This is a genomic window from Dactylosporangium roseum, from assembly GCF_025264685.1.
Lineage (GTDB): Bacteria > Actinomycetota > Actinomycetes > Mycobacteriales > Micromonosporaceae > Dactylosporangium > Dactylosporangium roseum.
In genome coordinates this window covers 4314706-4332322 of sequence record NZ_CP073721.1, presented here as the reverse complement: position 1 = coordinate 4332322, position 17617 = coordinate 4314706, and the positions used below count along the sequence as shown (strand labels likewise).

The 17617-nt window shown below is 74.5% G+C and carries 15 protein-coding genes; 5 read left to right on the top strand and 10 right to left on the bottom strand.

Annotated elements, in window-relative coordinates:
• Positions 1-65 precede the first annotated feature (65 nt).
• A complete protein-coding gene (locus Drose_RS20300) occupies positions 66-1232 on the top strand; it encodes a winged helix DNA-binding domain-containing protein (RefSeq protein WP_260722867.1) in 1167 nt (388 codons plus the stop codon).
• Between the two features lie 59 nt (positions 1233-1291).
• Positions 1292-2254 (top strand): endonuclease/exonuclease/phosphatase family protein, encoded by a 963-nt coding sequence (locus Drose_RS20295; protein WP_260722866.1) that lies wholly within the window; start codon positions 1292-1294, stop codon positions 2252-2254.
• A 193-nt stretch (positions 2255-2447) separates the two neighbouring features.
• On the opposite strand, the gene Drose_RS20290 is transcribed toward Drose_RS20295, so the two are convergent.
• On the bottom strand, positions 2448-4787 hold the full coding sequence (locus Drose_RS20290) for a HelD family protein (RefSeq protein ID WP_260722865.1): 2340 nt from the start codon (positions 4785-4787) through the stop codon (positions 2448-2450).
• 291 nt (positions 4788-5078) lie between these two features.
• The gene (locus Drose_RS20280; RefSeq protein WP_260722864.1) at positions 5079-5276 is read right to left on the bottom strand and encodes a hypothetical protein; all 198 of its coding nucleotides are present in this window, start codon (positions 5274-5276) and stop codon (positions 5079-5081) included.
• Positions 5277-5374: 98 nt separating this feature from the next.
• On the opposite strand from Drose_RS20280, the gene Drose_RS20275 reads away from it, so the two are divergent.
• Complete coding sequence (locus Drose_RS20275) at positions 5375-6511, top strand: NHL repeat-containing protein (RefSeq protein WP_260722863.1); 1137 nt, start codon at positions 5375-5377, stop codon at positions 6509-6511.
• Between the two features lie 120 nt (positions 6512-6631).
• On the opposite strand, the gene Drose_RS20270 is transcribed toward Drose_RS20275, so the two are convergent.
• From Drose_RS20270 to Drose_RS20255, 4 genes are all read right to left on the bottom strand, one after another.
• Positions 6632-7528, bottom strand: coding sequence for an ABC transporter substrate-binding protein (locus tag Drose_RS20270; protein WP_260722862.1), 897 nt, complete (start codon positions 7526-7528; stop codon positions 6632-6634).
• Between the two features lie 2 nt (positions 7529-7530).
• Positions 7531-9648 carry a 3-hydroxyacyl-CoA dehydrogenase NAD-binding domain-containing protein gene (locus Drose_RS20265; RefSeq protein WP_260722861.1) on the bottom strand — a complete coding sequence of 706 codons (2118 nt, stop codon included), beginning with the start codon at positions 9646-9648 and terminating at the stop codon, positions 7531-7533.
• An 11-nt stretch (positions 9649-9659) separates the two neighbouring features.
• Complete coding sequence (locus tag Drose_RS20260; protein WP_260722860.1) at positions 9660-10871, bottom strand: acetyl-CoA C-acetyltransferase; 1212 nt, start codon at positions 10869-10871, stop codon at positions 9660-9662.
• A 64-nt stretch (positions 10872-10935) separates the two neighbouring features.
• Entirely contained in the window at positions 10936-11799 is an 864-nt protein-coding gene (locus Drose_RS20255; RefSeq protein ID WP_260722859.1) for an EamA family transporter, read from the bottom strand.
• 84 nt (positions 11800-11883) lie between these two features.
• On the opposite strand from Drose_RS20255, the gene Drose_RS20250 reads away from it, so the two are divergent.
• The gene (locus Drose_RS20250; RefSeq protein ID WP_260722858.1) at positions 11884-12759 is read left to right on the top strand and encodes a LysR family transcriptional regulator; all 876 of its coding nucleotides are present in this window, start codon (positions 11884-11886) and stop codon (positions 12757-12759) included.
• Here the strand turns inward: Drose_RS20250 and Drose_RS20245 are convergent.
• The 4 genes from Drose_RS20245 to Drose_RS20230 all read right to left on the bottom strand — a co-directional run bounded on the left by Drose_RS20245 (position 12740) and on the right by Drose_RS20230 (position 15723).
• On the bottom strand, positions 12740-13459 hold the full coding sequence (locus tag Drose_RS20245; RefSeq protein ID WP_260722857.1) for a sugar nucleotide-binding protein: 720 nt from the start codon (positions 13457-13459) through the stop codon (positions 12740-12742). The genes Drose_RS20250 and Drose_RS20245 overlap by 20 nt on opposite strands.
• A 36-nt stretch (positions 13460-13495) precedes the next feature.
• Entirely contained in the window at positions 13496-14641 is a 1146-nt protein-coding gene (locus Drose_RS20240; protein ID WP_260729763.1) for an RNA polymerase sigma factor, read from the bottom strand.
• Positions 14642-14649: 8 nt separating this feature from the next.
• Positions 14650-15057 carry a YciI family protein gene (locus tag Drose_RS20235; RefSeq protein WP_260722856.1) on the bottom strand — a complete coding sequence of 136 codons (408 nt, stop codon included), beginning with the start codon at positions 15055-15057 and terminating at the stop codon, positions 14650-14652.
• 132 nt (positions 15058-15189) lie between these two features.
• Entirely contained in the window at positions 15190-15723 is a 534-nt protein-coding gene (locus tag Drose_RS20230) for an orotate phosphoribosyltransferase (protein ID WP_260722855.1), read from the bottom strand.
• Positions 15724-16218: 495 nt separating this feature from the next.
• On the opposite strand from Drose_RS20230, the gene Drose_RS20225 reads away from it, so the two are divergent.
• Positions 16219-17460, top strand: a complete 1242-nt coding sequence (locus Drose_RS20225; protein WP_260722854.1) for a serine/threonine protein kinase — start codon at positions 16219-16221, stop codon at positions 17458-17460.
• Positions 17461-17617 lie beyond the last annotated feature (157 nt).

Sequence of the window (17617 nt, the reverse complement as noted above, 5' to 3'; positions counted from 1 at the left end):
ACTCGTGGCGCCGCGAGGACGACGCCTGACTCCCCCGCATGTGCCCGGCACGGTATGAAATTGCGGTGACCCCGCACATCAGCACCGATCAGCGCCGCGCCCGGCTGGCGTGGCGGCACGCCCTCGCCGGGCCCGTCCCGCCGGAGCGCGGACCGCGGGACGTCGCGGCCGATCTCGTGGCGCTGCACGCGACCGACGCGGCCACCGTCCACCTCGCCGTCGCGGCCCGGCTCCACGCGCCGCTCGTGGAGACCGTGGCGGAGGCGTTGTACGAGCGGCGCACGCTCCTGCGGATGCTCGGCATGCGCCGCACCATGTTCGTCGTGCCGACCGGGTTCGCGCCGGTGGTGCAGGCCGCGGCCACCCGGGCGATCGCCGCCGACCAGCGCAAGCGGCTCGTGCGGCAGCTCACCGAGTCCGGCGTCGGCGACGCGGACTGGCTCGCGGACGTGGAGGAGGCGACGTACCGGGCGATCGCCGCCCGCGGATCCGCCACCGCCGCGCAGTTGGCCGCCGACGAGCCGCGGCTGCGCACCGCGATGGTGCTCCCGCAGGGCAGCCAGTACGTCACCAGCCGGGTGCTGTTCCTGCTCGCCGCCGACGGGCGGATCGTGCGGGGCCGGCCGGTCGGCTCGTGGCTGTCCAGCCAGTACCTGTGGTCGACGGCCGACGGGTGGCTGCCCGGCGGCGGGCTGCCGGCCATGGAACCGGCCGCCGCCCGGACCGAGCTGGTCCGGGCCTGGCTGGCCCGCAACGGCCCCGGCACCGCCGCCGACCTGAAATGGTGGACCGGCTGGACGCTGACCCAGGTCAAGGCCGCGCTCGCCGCGGTGGCCGCCGTGCCGGTGACGCTCGACGGCGGCGACACCGGATACGTGCTGCCCGACGACGTCGACCCGGTCGCCGAGCCGGCGCCCTGGGTGGCGCTGCTGCCGGCGCTCGACCCGACCGTCATGGGCTGGAGGAGCCGGGAATGGTACCTCGGGCCGCACGCGCCGGCGCTGTTCGACCGCACCGGCAATCCCGGGCCGACGGTGTGGGCTGACGGGCGGGTCGTGGGCGGGTGGGCGCAGCGGCCGTCCGGCGAGGTGGCCGTGGAACTGCTGGAGGACGTCCCGGCCGCGGTCCGCCGGGCCGTCGGCGCCGCCGCCGCGGAGCTGGAGGGGTGGCTCGACGGGGTGCGGGTGACCCCGCGGTTCCGCACGCCGCTGGAGCGCCGCCTCTCGGCGTGACCGGAAGTCCCCCGGACACCGGTCGGGAATCGCCGGTCCCCGCCGGTACGGTTCGGATCGTGGCGGTGTTGTGGTGGGTGATCGCGGTCCTGGTCGCCGGGTTCACGCTGGTCCGGCTGACCGGCGCCGAGCGGGGCACCCCGTTGGTGCAGTTGCTGGCCTACACGCCGTATGCGGCGGTGGCGGCCCTGGTGGCCGGGGCGGCCGCCGCGCTGGGCGGGGCCCGGGTGCCGGCGGCGGTGTGCCTGGCCGGTGGGGCGGCCCTGGCGGCGGTCGTCGCGCCGCGGCTGGTGCCCGGCCGGCGGGCCGGTGCGGGGGGTGCGGGGGTGCGGCTGCGGGTCATGACGGCCAACCTGCTCTACGACCGCGGTGACGTCCAGGCGCTGCTCGAGCAGGCGAAGGTCGACGACGTCGACGTGCTCGCCCTGCAGGAGCTGAGCCGGGGCGCGCTGGAGGAGCTGGACCGGGCCGGGGTCGGCGGGCTGCTGCCGTTCCGGTCCGCGCATCCGACGTCGCGGGGGTTCGGCTCGGCGGTGTTCAGCCGGCATCCGATCGCGTCCGATCCGGGGCACGAGCCGGTGCGGCGGCTCTCGTCCGGGGCGCGGCAGGCCGTGGCGACGGTGCTGGTGCCCGGCGCCGGGCCGGTGCTCGTCGAGTCGGCGCACCCGTGCGCGCCCCACCCGGGCCGCACCGGCGGCTGGGCGCGGGACCTGGCCACCCAGCCGCCCGCCGGATCCGGTGCGGCGCCGCGGGTGCTGCTCGGTGACTTCAACGCGACCCTCGACCACGGGCCGTTGCGGCGGTTGCTGCGCACCGGCTACCGCGACGCGGCCGCCGGGCGGGGCCGGGGCCTGCTGCCGACCTGGCCGTTGCGCGGCGCGGCGCGGCTGTTGCGGCTACTGCCGGTGACCATCGACCACGTGCTGGTCGACCAGCGGATCGGGGTGTGTGCCGTCGCCACCAGGATCACCCCCGGCAGCGACCACCGGGCGGTCGTGGCGGAGCTCACCATCCCGACCTGACGGTCGAGGCGCCCGTGCCGGTCCGCCGACAGCCGTGGAGTCCGGTGGTCGCCTGGGCCGCCACCGGACTCCGCAGGGCTTCACGGGCTGAGCCAGCCGCCGGCGGCGTTTCGGGGGTTGCTACGCTCAGGTCGGTTCGGTGAGCGTGCTGGAGTCCGACCCATCACGCTCCCACCTTTGCTTCAGTCGTCCGTTACATTCCCACCACGGCATGCAGCGAGTCGGGGAGTGCGCCCGGGTGCAGAATCCCGAGCCGCTGGGTGGCGCGGGTGAGCGCGACGTAGAGGTCGTTGGCGCCGCGGGGCGACTCCGCGACGATCCGCTCGGGGTCGACCACCACGACACCGTCGAACTCCAGGCCCTTGGCCTGCTTGACGGTGAGCACCACGACCCGCGACGACAGCTCCGGCTCGTCGCCGACGGCGGCGTCGGGGACGAGGCGCAGCACGACCGGCGCCAGCTCCCCGAGCAGCCCGGTGGGGACGATCACCCCCAGCCGTCCCTCCCCCGCGGCCTCGGCCTCGGCGGTGACCGCCTCGGCCAGGGCGTCGCCGAGGCGCCCGGGCGCCACGCCGCGGATCCACGGCTCGGTGCCGGCCTCGCGGACCGACCGCGGCGGCTCCAGGGCCGGGTCGATGTCGGCCAGGACCCGCGCGGCGACCGCCATGATCTCGGTCGGGGTGCGGTAGTTGACGGTGAGCTCCCGCAGCCGCCAGCGGTCCCCGACGTACGGCGTCAAGGCGTCGCCCCATGAGGCCGCGCCGCCGAGGTCGCCGGTCTGCGCGACGTCACCGACGACGGTCATCGACCGGCTCGGGCAGCGGCGCATCAGCAGCCGCCACGCCATCGGCGAGAGCTCCTGCGCCTCGTCGACGATGACGTGCCCGAAGGCCCACTTGCGGTCGGCGGCGGCCCGCTCGGCCGGGGTGAGCGCCTCGCCCTCGTCGTGGCGCTCGGCGAGCCGGTCGGCCTCCAGCAGGTCGGTGACCGACAGCAGCTCGGGGTCGTCCTCGTCCTCCAGGTCGATGGATCGGGAGCCGTACGCGATCTCCAGCGCACCCTCGGCATAGGCGATCCGCTGCCGGCGGCGCCGTTCCTCGATGATCTCCCGGACGGTCTCGTCCTCGCCGAGCAGCTCGGCGGCCTCGTCGAGCAGCGGCACGTCGGCCGCGGTCCAGCTCTCCCGCGGGGAGCGCTTCAGCAGCGGCGACGCGCCGGCCGCCGCGAGCCGCGCGTCGGTGGCGAAGAGCCCGCCGACGAGCTGCTGCGGGGTGAGGATCGGCCACAGCCAGTCGAGGGCGCCGAGGACCTCGGGCTCGTTGCGCAGCTCGCGGCGGATCTCGGCGAGGTCGGCCTCGTCCAGGATCTGCGGGTCGCCGGGCGCGTCGTCGCCGCCGAGCGGATCGTCGGCATACGGGTCGATGCCGATCGTGTCGGCGACGACCAGCGACAGCGCGTGGATGATCTCGGTGTCGAACGTCGGGCGGGCCAGGTTGTGCAGCTTGCCGGAGCGCCGGGCGCGCTCGCGGGCGTCCTCGACGACGGCCGGCTCGAGCAGGACCGGGTCGCCGTCGAGCATCCCCAGGCGCAGGGTCAGCGGCCCGTCGGGCACCCGCTGGCGGTCACGGACCGCGGCGGCGAGCACGTCGACCATCTCGATCCGGCCCTTGATCTCGGCGATCTCGGCCGGCTCCTCCCGGTGCGCGACCACCCCCGGGAACAGGTCACCCACGGTGCCCAGCAGCACGCCGGTCTCGGCGAGGGAGGGCAGGACCTGCGAGATGTACTTCAGGAAGGTGGTGTTCGGCCCGACGATGAGCACGACCCGCGAGGAGAGCATCTGCCGGTGGGTGTAGAGCAGGTACGCGGCCCGGTGCAGCGCGACGGCGGTCTTGCCGGTGCCGGGCCCGCCCTGCACGACGAGGACCCCGCCCAGGTCGGCGCGGATGACGTGGTCCTGCTCGGCCTGGATGGTCTCGACGATGTCCTTCATCCGGCCGGTACGGCTGGCGTTGAGCGCCGACAGCAGGGCGGCCTCGCCGGTGACGCCGTCGTGGGCGCCGCGGCCGGTGCCGTGGATCTCGTCGAGGTCGAGGACCTCGTCGTCGAGGGCGGTGACCCGGCGTCGCTCGGTGCGGATGTGGCGGCGCCGCCGCACCCCGTCGGGTGCGGCGGCGGTGGCCAGGTAGAAGGGGCGGCTCGCCGGGGCGCGCCAGTCGACGAGCAGCGGCTCGTAGTCGTTGTGCTCGTCGAAGATGCCGATCCGGCCGATGTAGCGCCGCTCGCCGTCGGCGAAGTCGAGCCGGCCGAAGCACAGGCCGTTTTCCACCGCGCCGTACTGCGCGACGCGGTCGCTGTACATCGTGCTGGCGGAGTCCCGGTGGGAGCGGTCGGCGGGTGTGCCGCCACTGTGCAGCAACGTCTTCGTTAGCTGTGCCGATGCCTCCTCCCGGAGGGTGTCGAGGTGCTTGTAGAGCGTGGTGACGTGCTCCTGCTCCTCGGTGAGGTCGGCTGTGTCGGATGAGTTTGACAATCCGTCTCCAGTCGGCTATATTTCGTTGCATTGAGGCGCCGCGAGGCGTCTTTTTTGTTGCCCGAACGCTCTACGATAGCCCACCCGCCGCTCATCGGGACAACCTCCGATACTGTCGCACCGACAGCGGGAAGAAGACCGCGACGAGCGCGAGCGGCCACACGACAGCCTTCCAGGTGCCGCCGCCGCCCGGGTTGCCGAACAGGGTCCGGGCCGCCGTCGGCGGTCGCCGACAGCGCGCCGAGCCAGGACGGCAGGTCGGCCAGGTTGCGGCCGAGGACCTGCGCGGGTCTAGCGCGAGGCGCGGGCGGCGCTGATCACCGCGATGCCGAGGAGCACCACGGACACGCCGCCGACGGTCTCGCCGACCGCGTCGACGAGAGGCTTGCCCAGGACGCGCCACGAGACGGTGAACCAGCCGCCGGTCAGCGCGGCGATGCCGGCCAGGCCGAGCCGTTGACCGAACTCCGAAGAACCTCGTGGCCGCATCGCGCCCTCCCCTTCGGTCGCAACCGCTCGCCGTTCCGAATCTAGCCCGGACGCAGGCGCCTGACCATGCCGCGCCGCCGTCTGCCACACTGTCGCGCATGTGGCAGCGGATCGGGGGCCTCGTCGCGGCGGCCGTCGTGATCGGGGTGTCAGCGGCACCCGCGGCAGCGTACGCACCGTCGACCAGCCCGTCGACCAGCCCCTCCGTGAGCCCGTCGACGACCGGCACGCCGATGTGCACGATCAGCGACCCGCAGGTCACCGAGGTCTCGGGGCTCGTCGCGACCGACGACGGCTACGTCGTGGTCAACGACAGCAACATCGAGCGGTCCCGGGTGAAGATCATGTTCCTGGACGGTCGGTGCAAGCTGACCCGCAGCGTCAGCTACCCGTCGAACGCCCTCGACCCGGAGGACCTCGCGGTCGCCGGGGACGGCACGCTGTGGGTCGCCGACATCGGCGACAACACCACCGCCACCGGCGGGTCGGGCACCCGCCGCTCGACGGTCGCGCTGTGGAGCCTCGCGCCGCGGGCGGCCACGCCGGTCGTCCACCGGCTCGTCTACCCCGACGGCAAACCCCGCGACGCCGAGGCGCTGCTGCTCAACGGCGACGGCACCCCGGTCATCGTCACCAAGGACCCGGTCGGCGAGGTGTACGTGCCGGACGGGCCGCTGGCGCCCGACAACACCAACGGCGTTCAACTGCGCCGCGTCGGGCTGTTCAAGCCGAGGGCGACCGGGACCGCCAACCCGTACGGCATCCTGGGCACCGGCGTCGTGACCGGCGGCGCGGTGAGCCCCGACGGCAGACGCGCGGTGGTGCGCACGATGTCGGATGCGTACGAGTTCGACGTGACCGGCGGCGACGTCGCCGCCGCGATCACGAGCGGCACGCCGCGGATCACCGCGCTGCCGAACGAGCCGCAGGGCGAGGCGATCGCCTACACGCCCGACGGCACGTCGTTCGTGACGGCGTCGGACCAGCCGAAGGCGAGCACCATCCTGCGGTACACGCCGGTCGCCGCGCCGCCAACGCCGTCCGCCGCATCGTCCGGCGCGCCGGTCGCCGCGCCCGCCCCGGGCAGGTCCCGCTCGTTCCTCGACGGGCTCTCGCTGCGTGACGTGACCTGGATCGTCGCGGGGATCGGCGGATTCGGCGTGCTGATGATCGTCGTCGGGGTGGTCGGGGTGCGTCGTTCCCGAGCCGCCCGGCGCGCGACGATCGCGCCGTGACCGGACAGGGGCGACCGATGGCCTACGCGTTGCTGTTCCTCGCCATCGCCGTCGAGGTCGTCGCGACCAGCCTGCTCAACTAGGGTCACCGCGCCCGGCGGCGGCCGTGGAGCCGCTCCGCTACCGCAGCCGGGTCACCGCGCCCGGGGGCGGCTCCGGCACGGCGCCGGGGTGCAGGATCGCGGCGAACGCCTCGACGCCGTCGACAAGCCGCGGGCCGGGCCGCACCACGATGCCGTCGGCGTCGGCGGCCCAGACCTGCGCGCCCGGGACGGCGGCCGCGAACCGGGCGGCGACGGCCGCCGCCTGCCGGGCCGCGCCGTCGAGGTGGAACCCGCACGGCGCCACGATCACCACGTCGGGCCGGGCGGCGGTGAACTCGGCCCAGGTCGTCTCGACGGACTTCGCCGCGGGCCGGGCCGCGACCGGTTCGCCGCCGGCCGCCGCGACCAGGTCCGGCACCCAGTGCCCGGCGGTGAACGGCGGGTCGACCCACTCCACGACCGCGACCCTGGGCCGCGGCCGGCCGGCGACGGCCCGCGCGACCGCGTCGAGGCGGCCCCGCAGCCCGGCGACCAGGACACCGGCCCGGCCGGGGACACCGGCGCGGTCACCGACGGTGAGGATCGTGCCGAGGACCTCGTCGAGCGTGTACGGGTCGAGCGAGAGCACGTCGGCGCGGCAGCCGAGGTGGCCGAGGGCGTCCTCGACGTGCCCGGACGGCAGGGCGCAGACCCGGCACAGATCCTGGGTGAGGATCAGGTCCGGGTCCAGGCCCGCGAGCGCGCCCGCGTGCAGGGTGTAGAGGTCACGGCCGGCGGCCGTCGCACCCTTGACGTAGTCGTCGATCTCCCGCGGCGACATGCCGCGGGTGTCGCGGCCGCCGACGACCACGGTCTTCTCGCTCCGCGCCGCCGCCGGCTCGTCACACTCGAACGTGACGCCCACGAGCTGGTCGGACAGCCCGAGCGCGTAGACGATCTCGGTGGCCGACGGCAGCAGCGAAACGAGGCGCATGCCTACCGAAACTGCTCCCCGCGGGCGGCCTTGTCCAGCAGCAGCGGCGGCGGTTCGAACCGCGCGCCGTAGCGGGCCGCCAGGTCCCGGGCCCGGGCGACGAAGCCGGGCAGGCCGCCCTCGTACTGGTTGACGTACTGCAGGACACCACCGGTCCAGCCGGGGAACCCGATGCCGAGGATCGACCCGATGTTGGCGTCGGCGACGGAGGTGAGCACGCCCTCGTCGAGGCACTTCACCGACTCGATGGCCTCGGCGAACAGCATCCGCTCCCGCATGTCCTCGAACGGGATCCGCACGTCCGGCCGGGCGAAGTGCTCCCGCAGGCCGGGCCAGAGCAGGCCGCGCCTGCCGTCGGTGTAGTCGTAGAAGCCGGCGCCGCCGGCCCGGCCGGTCCGCCCGAACTCGTCGATCATGCGGTCGAGCACGGCGTCGGCCGGTGTGGGCGTCCACCTGTCGCCGTACTGCTGCCGGATCTTGCGCGGCAGCGTGAGGGTCAGCTCGTCGATGAGCTGCAACACCGGGGCGGGGTAGCCGGCCTGGAGGCTGGCCTGCTCGATCGACGGCGCGGGCGCGCCCTCGGCGAGCATCATCAGGCCCTCGCCGGTGAACGTGCCGATGACCCGGCTGGTGAAGAAGCCGCGGCTGTCGTTGACGACGATCGGGGTCTTGCGGAGCTGCCGGACCACGCCGAGGGCCCGTTCCAGGGCGTCGTCCGAGGTCGCCCGGCCGCGGATGACCTCGACCAGCGGCATCTTGTCGACCGGGGAGAAGAAGTGCAGACCGACGAAGTCGGCCTGGCGGCGCACGCCCTCGGCGAGCAGCGTGATCGGCAGGGTCGAGGTGTTGGAGCACAGCAGCGCGTCCGGCGCGACGACGTTCTCGATCTCGGCGAACACCTTGTGCTTGAGGGCCGGGTCCTCGAACACGGCCTCGATGACGAGGTCGGCGCCGGCGAGGTCGGCCGCGTCGGCGGTCGGGGTGATCCGCTCCAGCAGGTCGGGGCCGCCGCGGCCGCGCCGCACGAGCCGCTCCGCGTACGCCTTGCCCTTCGTGGCGGCCTCGACGGTGACGTCCTTGAGTATCACCCGCATGCCGGCCCGCGCGCAGACGTACGCGATCGCCGCGCCCATCATGCCGGCGCCGAGGACGGCGACCTTCGCGAACGGCGCGGCCGACGAGCCGCGCGCCTTGGCCGCCTGGAGGTCGAAGAAGAACGCCTTGATCATGTTCTTGGCGGTCTGCCCGGTGGCGAGCTCGAGGAAGTACCGGCCCTCGATGTCGAACGCGGTCGCCAGGTCGACCTGGGCGCCCTCGACGGCGGCGGCGAGAATGTTGCGCGGTGCTGGGTAGGGCGCGCCCTTGAGCTCCTTGCGCAGCATCGCCGGGAGCGCGGGCAGGTTGGCCGCGAACTTCGGGTCGCTCGGGGTGCCGCCGGGGATCTTGTACCCCTTGACGTCCCACGGCTGGACCGCGTCCGGGTTGGCGGCGATCCAGGCCCGTGCCCGGCCGATGATCTCCTCCGCGGGGACGACCTCGTGCACGAGGCCGGCCGCCAGGGCCTGCGCCGGGCGGTGCCGCTGCCCCTTGAGCAGTACGTTCAGCAGCGCGTCCTGGATGCCCAGCAGCCGGACGGTCCGCACGACCCCGCCGCCGCCGGGCAGCACGCCGAGCGTCACCTCCGGAAAGCCGATCTCGATCCTCCGGTCGTCGGCGACGATCCGGTGGTGGCAGGCCAGCGCCAGTTCGAGCCCGCCGCCGAGGGCCGAGCCGTTGATCGCGGCGACGACCGGCCGGCCCAGCGTCTCCAGGCGGCGCAACTGGTCCTTGACCCGCTTGACGGCGGCCATCGTCTCGGCGGCCCGGTCGCCGCCGATGTTGCCGAGCGTGCCGAGGTCGCCGCCGGCGAACCAGGTCTTCTTGGCGGAGGTGAGGATGACGCCGGTGATGCCGGCCCGCTCGGCCTCGAGCCGGTCGAGGGTGGCGTCCAGGCTCCGCGCGAACGCCTCGTTCATGGTGTTGGCGGAGCGGCTCGGGTCGTCGAGGGTGAGGACGACGACGCCGTCCTCACCGTGGTCGTAGCGAATGGTCCCGGAAGACCCGGTCGAGGACGCTGTCATCGCTGTCATGGTCAGATCCGCTCCACGATCGTGGCGATGCCCATGCCACCGCCGATGCACAGGGTGGCCAGTCCGTACCGCAGGTTGCGGCGTTCGAGCTCGTCGACGAGCGTGCCGAGGAGCATGCCGCCGGTGGCGCCGAGCGGGTGCCCCATGGCGATGGCGCCGCCGTTGACGTTGACCTTGTCGAGGCCGAATCCCATGTCCTTGGCGTAGCGCAGGACGACGGCGGCGAAGGCCTCGTTCATCTCGACGAGGTCGATGTCGTCCACGGTGAGGCCGGCCTTGGCGAGGGCCTTGCGGCTGGCGGGTGCCGGACCGGTCAGCATGATCGTCGGGTCCGCGCCGCTGACGGCGGCGGCCACGACGCGGGCGCGGGGCGTCAGCCCGGCCGCCTGCCCGGCGGCCTCGCTGCCGACGAGCACCAGGGAGGCGCCGTCGACGATCCCGGACGAGTTGCCGGCGGTGTGGACGTGGTCGATGCGCTCGATCCAGTGGTACTTCTGCAGCGCCACCGCGTCGAAGCCGGCGAGGTCGCCGATCGTGGCGAACGACGGGGGCAGCGCGGCGAGCCCGTCCATCGTCGAGGCGCGCAGGTGCTCGTCGCGGTCGAGGACGACGAGACCGTTGCGGTCGCGGACCGGCACGACGGAGCGGGTGAAGTAGCCGCCGGCCCAGGCCTTCGCGGCGCGGGTCTGCGACTCCAGGGCGTACTGGTCGACGTCCTCGCGGGTGAAGCCCTCCATGGTGGCGATGAGGTCGGCGCCGATGCCCTGCGGGACGAACCGGGTGGCGAAGCTGGTCTCCGGGTCCATCGCCCAGGGGCCGCCGTCGGAGCCCATCGGCACCCGCGACATCGACTCGACGCCGCCGGCGAGGACGAGATCCTCCCAGCCGGCGCGGACCTTCTGCGCGGCGATGTTCACCGCCTCCAGGCCCGAGGCGCAGAATCGGTTCAATTGGACGCCGGCGACGGTCTCGGGCAGCCCGGCGGCGACGGCGGCGGTCTTGGCGATGTCGCCGCCCTGGTCGCCCAGCGGCGTGACCACGCCGAGCACGACGTCGTCGATCGCGGCGGGGTCGAGCCCGGGATGACGGCGGCGCAGCTCGTCGATCAGGCCGACGACCAGCGACACCGGCTTGACGCCGTGCAGCGACCCGTTCTGCTTGCCCCGGCCCCGGGGCGTGCGGACGGCGTCGTAAACGAAAGCCTCAGTGCTCACCTACTGAAGAGTAACTACCGGGGAGGCCGGGCACCACCCCGGCTCCGGGTGATCGGCGGCCACGCTAGGCCCGGGACGGCTCGGCGACCGGCGCGACGACGGCGGACCGGGCGCCGGTGCGTTCCGCGCCGATGCCGGCGGCGACGACGAACGCGATGCCGGCGATCGCGGCCGGGCCGGGGACCTGGTCCAGGAGCAGCAGGCCGACGACGAGCGCGGCGGCCGGTTCGAGGGCCATCAGCGTGCCGAACGCGGCGGTGGTGAGCCGGCGCAGCGCGAGCAGTTCCAGGGTGTACGGGATGACGGGCAGCACGACGGCCAGCGCCGCCCCGACGAGCACCAGCTCCCAGGTCAGCCGCACGGCGGCGGAAGGGCCCGCGACCACCGTGGCGACGAGCGCCGCGACCGGCATCGACACCGCGAGGCCGCGCACGCCGGTGACCTCGTCACCGACGCGCTGGGTCAGCAGGATGTACCCGGCCCAGCACGCGGCGGCGGCGAGCGCGAACCCGACCCCGGCCGGGTCGATGGCACCGTGCCAGGGCTCGGTGAGCAGCACGACCCCGACGGCGGCGAGGATCGGCCACAGCTTGGCGCGGCCGCGGGCGACGGCGACGCCGAGCGGTCCGAGGAACTCCAGCGCGGTGGCGGTACCGAGCGGAAGCCGCGCGATCGCGGCCATGAAGCAGATCGTCAGGCCGGCGGTCGCGACCCCGAGGGCGACGCAGGCGAGGAACGCGGTGCGGGTGAACCGCGACGGGCGGGGCCGGGCGATCGCCAGGAAGATGACCCCGGCCCAGACGAGCCGCAGCCAGGCGGCGCCTTCCGGGCCGAGCTCGTCGAACAGTCCGACCGACAGGCCGAGACCCAACTGGACGAGGACGATGGAGGCGAGGGCCAGGGCGGCGCCGGTGCGGGCGGGGGTCATGCCTGCCAGTAGGACATGCCGGGACCGTTCACGTCCACGTCGGCTTTCTGGACGTACCGTTCACGAATCCTGAACAATCTCGGGGTGGACACCCGCCGCCTGCGCTACCTCGTCGAGCTGGCCAACCGGGGCTCGATGCGCCTGGTCGCCGAGGCGCTGCACGTCACGACGTCGACGGTGTCGCAGCAGTTGGCACTGCTGGCGAAGGAGGCCGGGGCGGCGCTCGTCGAGCCCGACGGGCGCCGCGTGCGGCTGACCCCGGCCGGGCACCGGCTCGCCGGGCACGCCGTGGCGATCCTGTCGGCGGTCGAGGCGGCCCGGCTCGACCTGGCCCCCGGCGCGGCGCCGGCCGGGACGGTCCGGGTCGCCGGGTTCGCGACCGCGGTGCGCCGGTCGCTGCTGCCGATCGTCGGTGAGCTCGCCCGCCACCACCCCGACGTGCGGCTGCTCATCCACGAGCACGAGCCGCCGGAGGCGTTCGCGTTGCTGGCCTCGGACGAGGTCGACCTCGCGCTGACGTACGGCTACAACCTCGCCCCCGCCACGTTCGACCCGGCGGTGCGCGCGGTCCCGCTGTGGACGACCGCGTGGGGCCTCGGCGTGCCCGCGGCGGCGCCGGCGGGCGGCTGCGCGGCCGCCGTCTTCGCCGCGTTCCGCGACCACGACTGGATCGTCAACAGCCGCAGCACCGCCGACGAGCGGGTGGTGCGGACGATCGCGGCGCTGGCCGGGTTCGAGCCGCGGATCGCGCACCGGGCGGACAGCCTCGAACTGCTCCAGGACCTCATCACGGCCGGGCTCGGAATCGGCCTGCTGCCGGAGCACTGGCCGCTGCGGCCGGGGGTGTCGCTGGTCCCGCTCACCGACCCGGCGGTGACGATGCGCGCCTACGCGGTGACCAGGCGCGGCCGCGGCGGCTGGCCGCCGCTGGCGCTGGTCCTCAGAATGCTGCGGTCATGAACTCCCCCGCGCCGCGCAGCCGGGTCCGCAGCCGCACGTCCGTCGGCAGGCCCGGGCGCACCTCGGCGGCGCGGGCGGCCGGGACCGCCGCCGGGTCGAGGCCGTCCCGGCGGGCGACGAGGACGCCGAGGTCGTACCGGCTGAGGACGTCGGCGCCGGCGACGTTGAGCACTCCGGCGTAGTCCCCGGCGGCCAGTTCCAGCAGGGCGTCGGCGAGGTCGTCGACGTGCACGGGACGGCGGATCTGGTCGGTGAACAGCGCGCCGGTGACGCGGCCGGCCACCAGGTCGTGGGTGAGCGTCTCGTGGCCGCCGTCGCCGCCACCGACGATGAGCGACGTGCGCACGACGGCGGCGGTGGGGACCACGGCGCGTACTGCCGTCTCGGCCGCCGCCTTCGACGCGCCGTACCGGTGGATCGGGTCCGGCTCGGCGGACTCGGCGTAGTCGACGGCGCGGCCGGAGAAGACCGCGTCGCTGGACACGTGGACGAGCCGGACACCGGCGGCGGCGCACGCGACCGCGACGTGGGCGGCGCCGTCGGCGTTGGTGCGCCAGTCGTCGCGGTCCCGGCCGGCGGCGGCGTGGACGACCACCGCGGGACGGATCCGTTCGACGCACGCACGGACGGCGCCGGCGTCGCGGATGTCGAGCTGTTCGCCGGCGTGCTCGCCGGGCCGGCGCAGGTAGGTGCCGGTCACCGCCCAGCCCGCCGGCGCCGGGGTCCGGCGGCGGCGTCAGCGAGACCGGCGGGTGTTGAGCCGGGCGGCCTGGCGCGTCAGGTGGTCGCGTTCGGCGAGATTGGGTGCCCGGTGGGCCGCCTCGGCGTACAGCCGTGCTGCCGTTGCCAGGTCGCCGTCGCGTTCGTGCAGGTACGCCGCCACCGCGGTGTGGCGGGGCAGCGTGTCGTCCAGCGCCGCGAGCGCCGCCAGCCCGGCGCGTGGTCCATCCGCCGCGCCGACGGCCACCGCGCGGTTGAGCCGGACGACCGGGCTGTCGGTGAGCCGCACCAGCTCGTCGTACCATTCGACGATCTGCACCCAGTCGGTCTCCTCGACGGTGCGCGCGTCGGCGTGGAGTGCCGCGATGGCGGCCTGCGCCTGAAACTCGCCCAGCCGGTCGCGGGCGAGGGCCGCCTGGAGGATCCGCACGCCCTCGGCGATCGACTCGGTGTCCCACCGGCCGCGGTCCTGCTCGGCGAGCGGCACGAGGCTGCCGTCGGGCGCGGTCCGGGTCGCCTGCCGGGCATGGTGCAGCAGCATCAGTGCGAGCAGCCCCGCGACCTCGGGGTGGTCGATCGCGGCCGCGAGCTGGCGGGTGAGCCGAACCGCCTCGGCGGCCAGGTCGACGGCGCCGGAGTAGCCCTCGTTGAAGACCAGGTAGAGGACGCGCAGCACGGTCGCGACGTCGCCGGGCTGGTCGAGCCGCACGCCGGCGACGGTGCGTTTGGCCCGGCTGATCCGCTGCGCCATGGTCGCCTCGGGCACCAGGTAGGCCTGCGCGATCTGGCGGGTGGTCAGCCCGCCGACGGCCCGCAGCGTGAGCGCGACCGCCGACGGTGGCGTCAACGACGGGTGGGCGCACCGGAAGTAGAGCTGAAGCGTGTCGTCCACCGCGGGCGCGGGCCCCGGCGTCGGCTCCTCCCCGGCCAGGTCCTCACGCCGGCGCCGGGCGGTGTCCGCCCGGGCCGTGTCCAGGAACTTGCGCCAGGCCACGGTGACCAGCCAGCCCTTCGGGTCTCTCGGCGGGTCGGCCGGCCAGACCCGCAGCGCCTCGACCAGCGCGTCCTGCACGGCGTCCTCGGCCGCCGCGAAGTCGGCTCCGCGGCGGCCGAGGATCCCGAGCACCTCCGGGATGAGGCTCCGGAGCAGGGCCTCGTTCATCCGGGAGGTCACTCCGTGATCGTGGGCGCCGAGCCCAGGAACGGCCGCACCTCCAGCCACTCGTGGATCGGCTTCCCACCCGCGCCGGGAGCGGCCGACAGCTCCCCGGCCAGTTCGACGGCGCGCTGGTAGCTGTCCACGTCGACCACCATCCAGCCGGCGATCAGGTCCTTGGTCTCGGCGAAGGGGCCGTCGGTGACCGGCGGACGCCCCTGACCGTCGTACCGGACGAACATCCCCTCGGGGGCGAGCGCCTGGCCGTCGACGAACTCGCCGGTCTCCTCCAGCCGGGCCGCGAAGTCCCGCATGTACTGCACGTGCGCCGAGATCTCCTCCGGCGTCCACCGGTCCATCGGCACGTCGTTGACCGGAGCCGGGGCGCCGCGGTAATGCTTGAGCAGCAGATACTTGGCCATCGGGGTTCTCCTCGGTGCTGGTGCGACCCGTACCGGTCACATTCACTGCGGGGACGGAGCCGGTCACCGATTCTCGACATCGCCGTCCGCGGGTTCGCGGGCACGTGTCCCGACCGTCGCCCTGCCCGGCTGTCACGCCGGGCCGCGCGCCGCCGCTTCCAGGTCGGCCCGGGTCAGCAGGGACCGCAGCGTGACGCCCGCGGCGGCGAGGGCCTCTGTGCCGCCTTCCTGCCGGTCGATGACGCACAGGGCGTGGCTGATCCGCGCGTCCAGGTCACGCAGTTGGCCGGCGGAGAGGACCACCTGCCCGCCTGAGGTGACCACGTCCTCGACGAGGAGGACCCGGCGGCCGGCGACGGCGGCGCCCTCGGCCAGTCTGCGCGTCCCGTACGGCTTGGGGGTCTTGCGCACGAACGCGCATGGCAGCCCGGTGTGCCGGCCCAGGGCCGTGACGACCGCGATCCCGCCCATCTCCAGCCCGGCCAGGACCTCGGTGCCGTCCGGCACCAGGGCGGCCATGCCGGCGGCGACCTCGTCGAGCAGGACCGGGTCGGCCTCGAACAGATACTTGTCGAAGTACTCCGTGGCGACCCGGCCGGACCGGAGCACGAACTCGCCGGTCAGGTGGCTCACGCGGTGGACTCTGGCGGCCAGGTCGTCGGTCACGAGGCTCGACCCTACCCGTGAACGCGGGGACCGACCCGCCGTCCGGGCGATAACCGCCAGGTCGGCCCGGTCGACCTGATCGCGGACACGTCGACCGGGCCGTAGCCGCGGCTGGCGTGGCGCACTACGCCCAATCGTGCCGGAAGGCGGTATGCGGTTCGGATGGTTCCTCATGATCTTGGAGACTTTTTGCTGCTCTGGGTGCCAAAAGTCTCCAAGATCATGCAGATCCCATCGAATCTGCAACTATCGATGCATCAAGATGTCCGGAATGTCGGCCACTCCGGTGAGAACCGTCGAGGAACGCACGGCGGCCGCTCGACCCCCGGCCGGCGCGGCTGGCGGCGGCCGGGAACGGTACCAACCCCGCGCGCATAACCGTCATTATGGTGTATCCCTCTCCGAGGGGTTTATCGAATTATCGGTAATGAAAATCCGGTAATCACCGGCGTGTCGTGCCGGGGAGGTTCCGCGGAGAGATCTACGCTCCCCCTCGTGAACGAGTCCCGGATCGACGTGCGGATCGACGACGGCAGGCAACGGACCAGGACCCCCGGCAAACGCCCCGGACCACCGGCCGGGGAAGCCGTCAAGCCGCCCACCGAGCCGCCCACCGTGGACGTCGAGCCCGCCGACGAGCGGCCCTGCGCCCACTGCGGCCGGCCGGTGCCGCAGCGAAACTCGGCCGGCCGGCCCTTCCGGTACTGCCGCGACAACGACGGCGAATGCCAGCGCAACGCCCGCAACGCGCGGATGCGGCAGCGGACCTCGCCGGGCCTGGCGGGTCAGGTGGCGCGGGCGTTCGAGGTCGCGGAGCGGCTCGACCAGGTCACGGAGACGCTCATCGAGGCATTACACGCCGAGCTGTCCCCGGCCGGCGTCGAACGGCGCATCGCGGAGGCCCGGGCCGAGGCCGCGACCGGGCTCGTCGCCGCCCACGCGGAGCGCGACGACGCCCGCGACGACGCCGCCCGGGCCCGCACGGCGGCGGCCCGGGAGCGCAGCCGCGCGGACGCGGCGCTGGCCGAGGCCGCCGCCGACCGCGCCCGGGCCGAGCAGGAGGTCGACGCGGCCGAGGCCCGCGCCCGGCAGGCGGCGGCCGACGCCGAGCGGGCCGTCCGGGAGACCCGCGAACGGGCCGAGACGGAGCTCGCCGCGGCGCGTGAGCGGGTCGAGGCCGCGGACCGGCAGGCGCGGGCGGCGGAGGACCGGGCCGCCCAGGAGGTCCGGGCCGCGCGGCAACAGGCAGCGGAGACGACGGCGCGGGCGCGTGCCGAGGTCGCCGCCGCGGAGGCCGCGGCCGGGGCGGCGGACACGGCCCGAGCCGTCGCGATCGTGGAGCGGGACACCGCCCGCCGGGAGGCGGCGACCGAGGCGGCGCTGCGGGCGGAGGCGTACCGGGAACGGGACACGGCCCGCGACGCGGCGGGCGCGGCGCTGCGGGAGCGGGACGCCGCCCACACGGCGGTGGAGCGGGCCCTGCGCGAGCGGGCCGAGGCGGAGAACCGGCTGCGGCGCCGCCTCGACGCGGAGGGCGCCCGGGCGGCCGGCGCGGAGGCGGCGCTGGTCGCGGCGCGGGAGGAGCTGACGAGGCTGCGGGCGGAGGTGGACCGGGTGAACGGCTGGGCGGACGATCTGCGCGGTCAGGTGATCCGGCTCACTGAGGCGCTCACCCGGCTGACAGTGTCGGAAACTGCGCCGCCCCCGCCGGGTGAGAACCGTCAACAAGGCGGGTGACCTGCCGAAACTACCCGAGGTGAACCTCGACACGATTCCAGGCAACTGGTCGATCATCGAAACTCAACGTAAAATCAGGATACCGACCCGGCGACTCCCCTACCGCTGTCCCGGGTAGGTCGTGTAATCTGCCCGCCCGCGGTGGGAATCGTCAGAC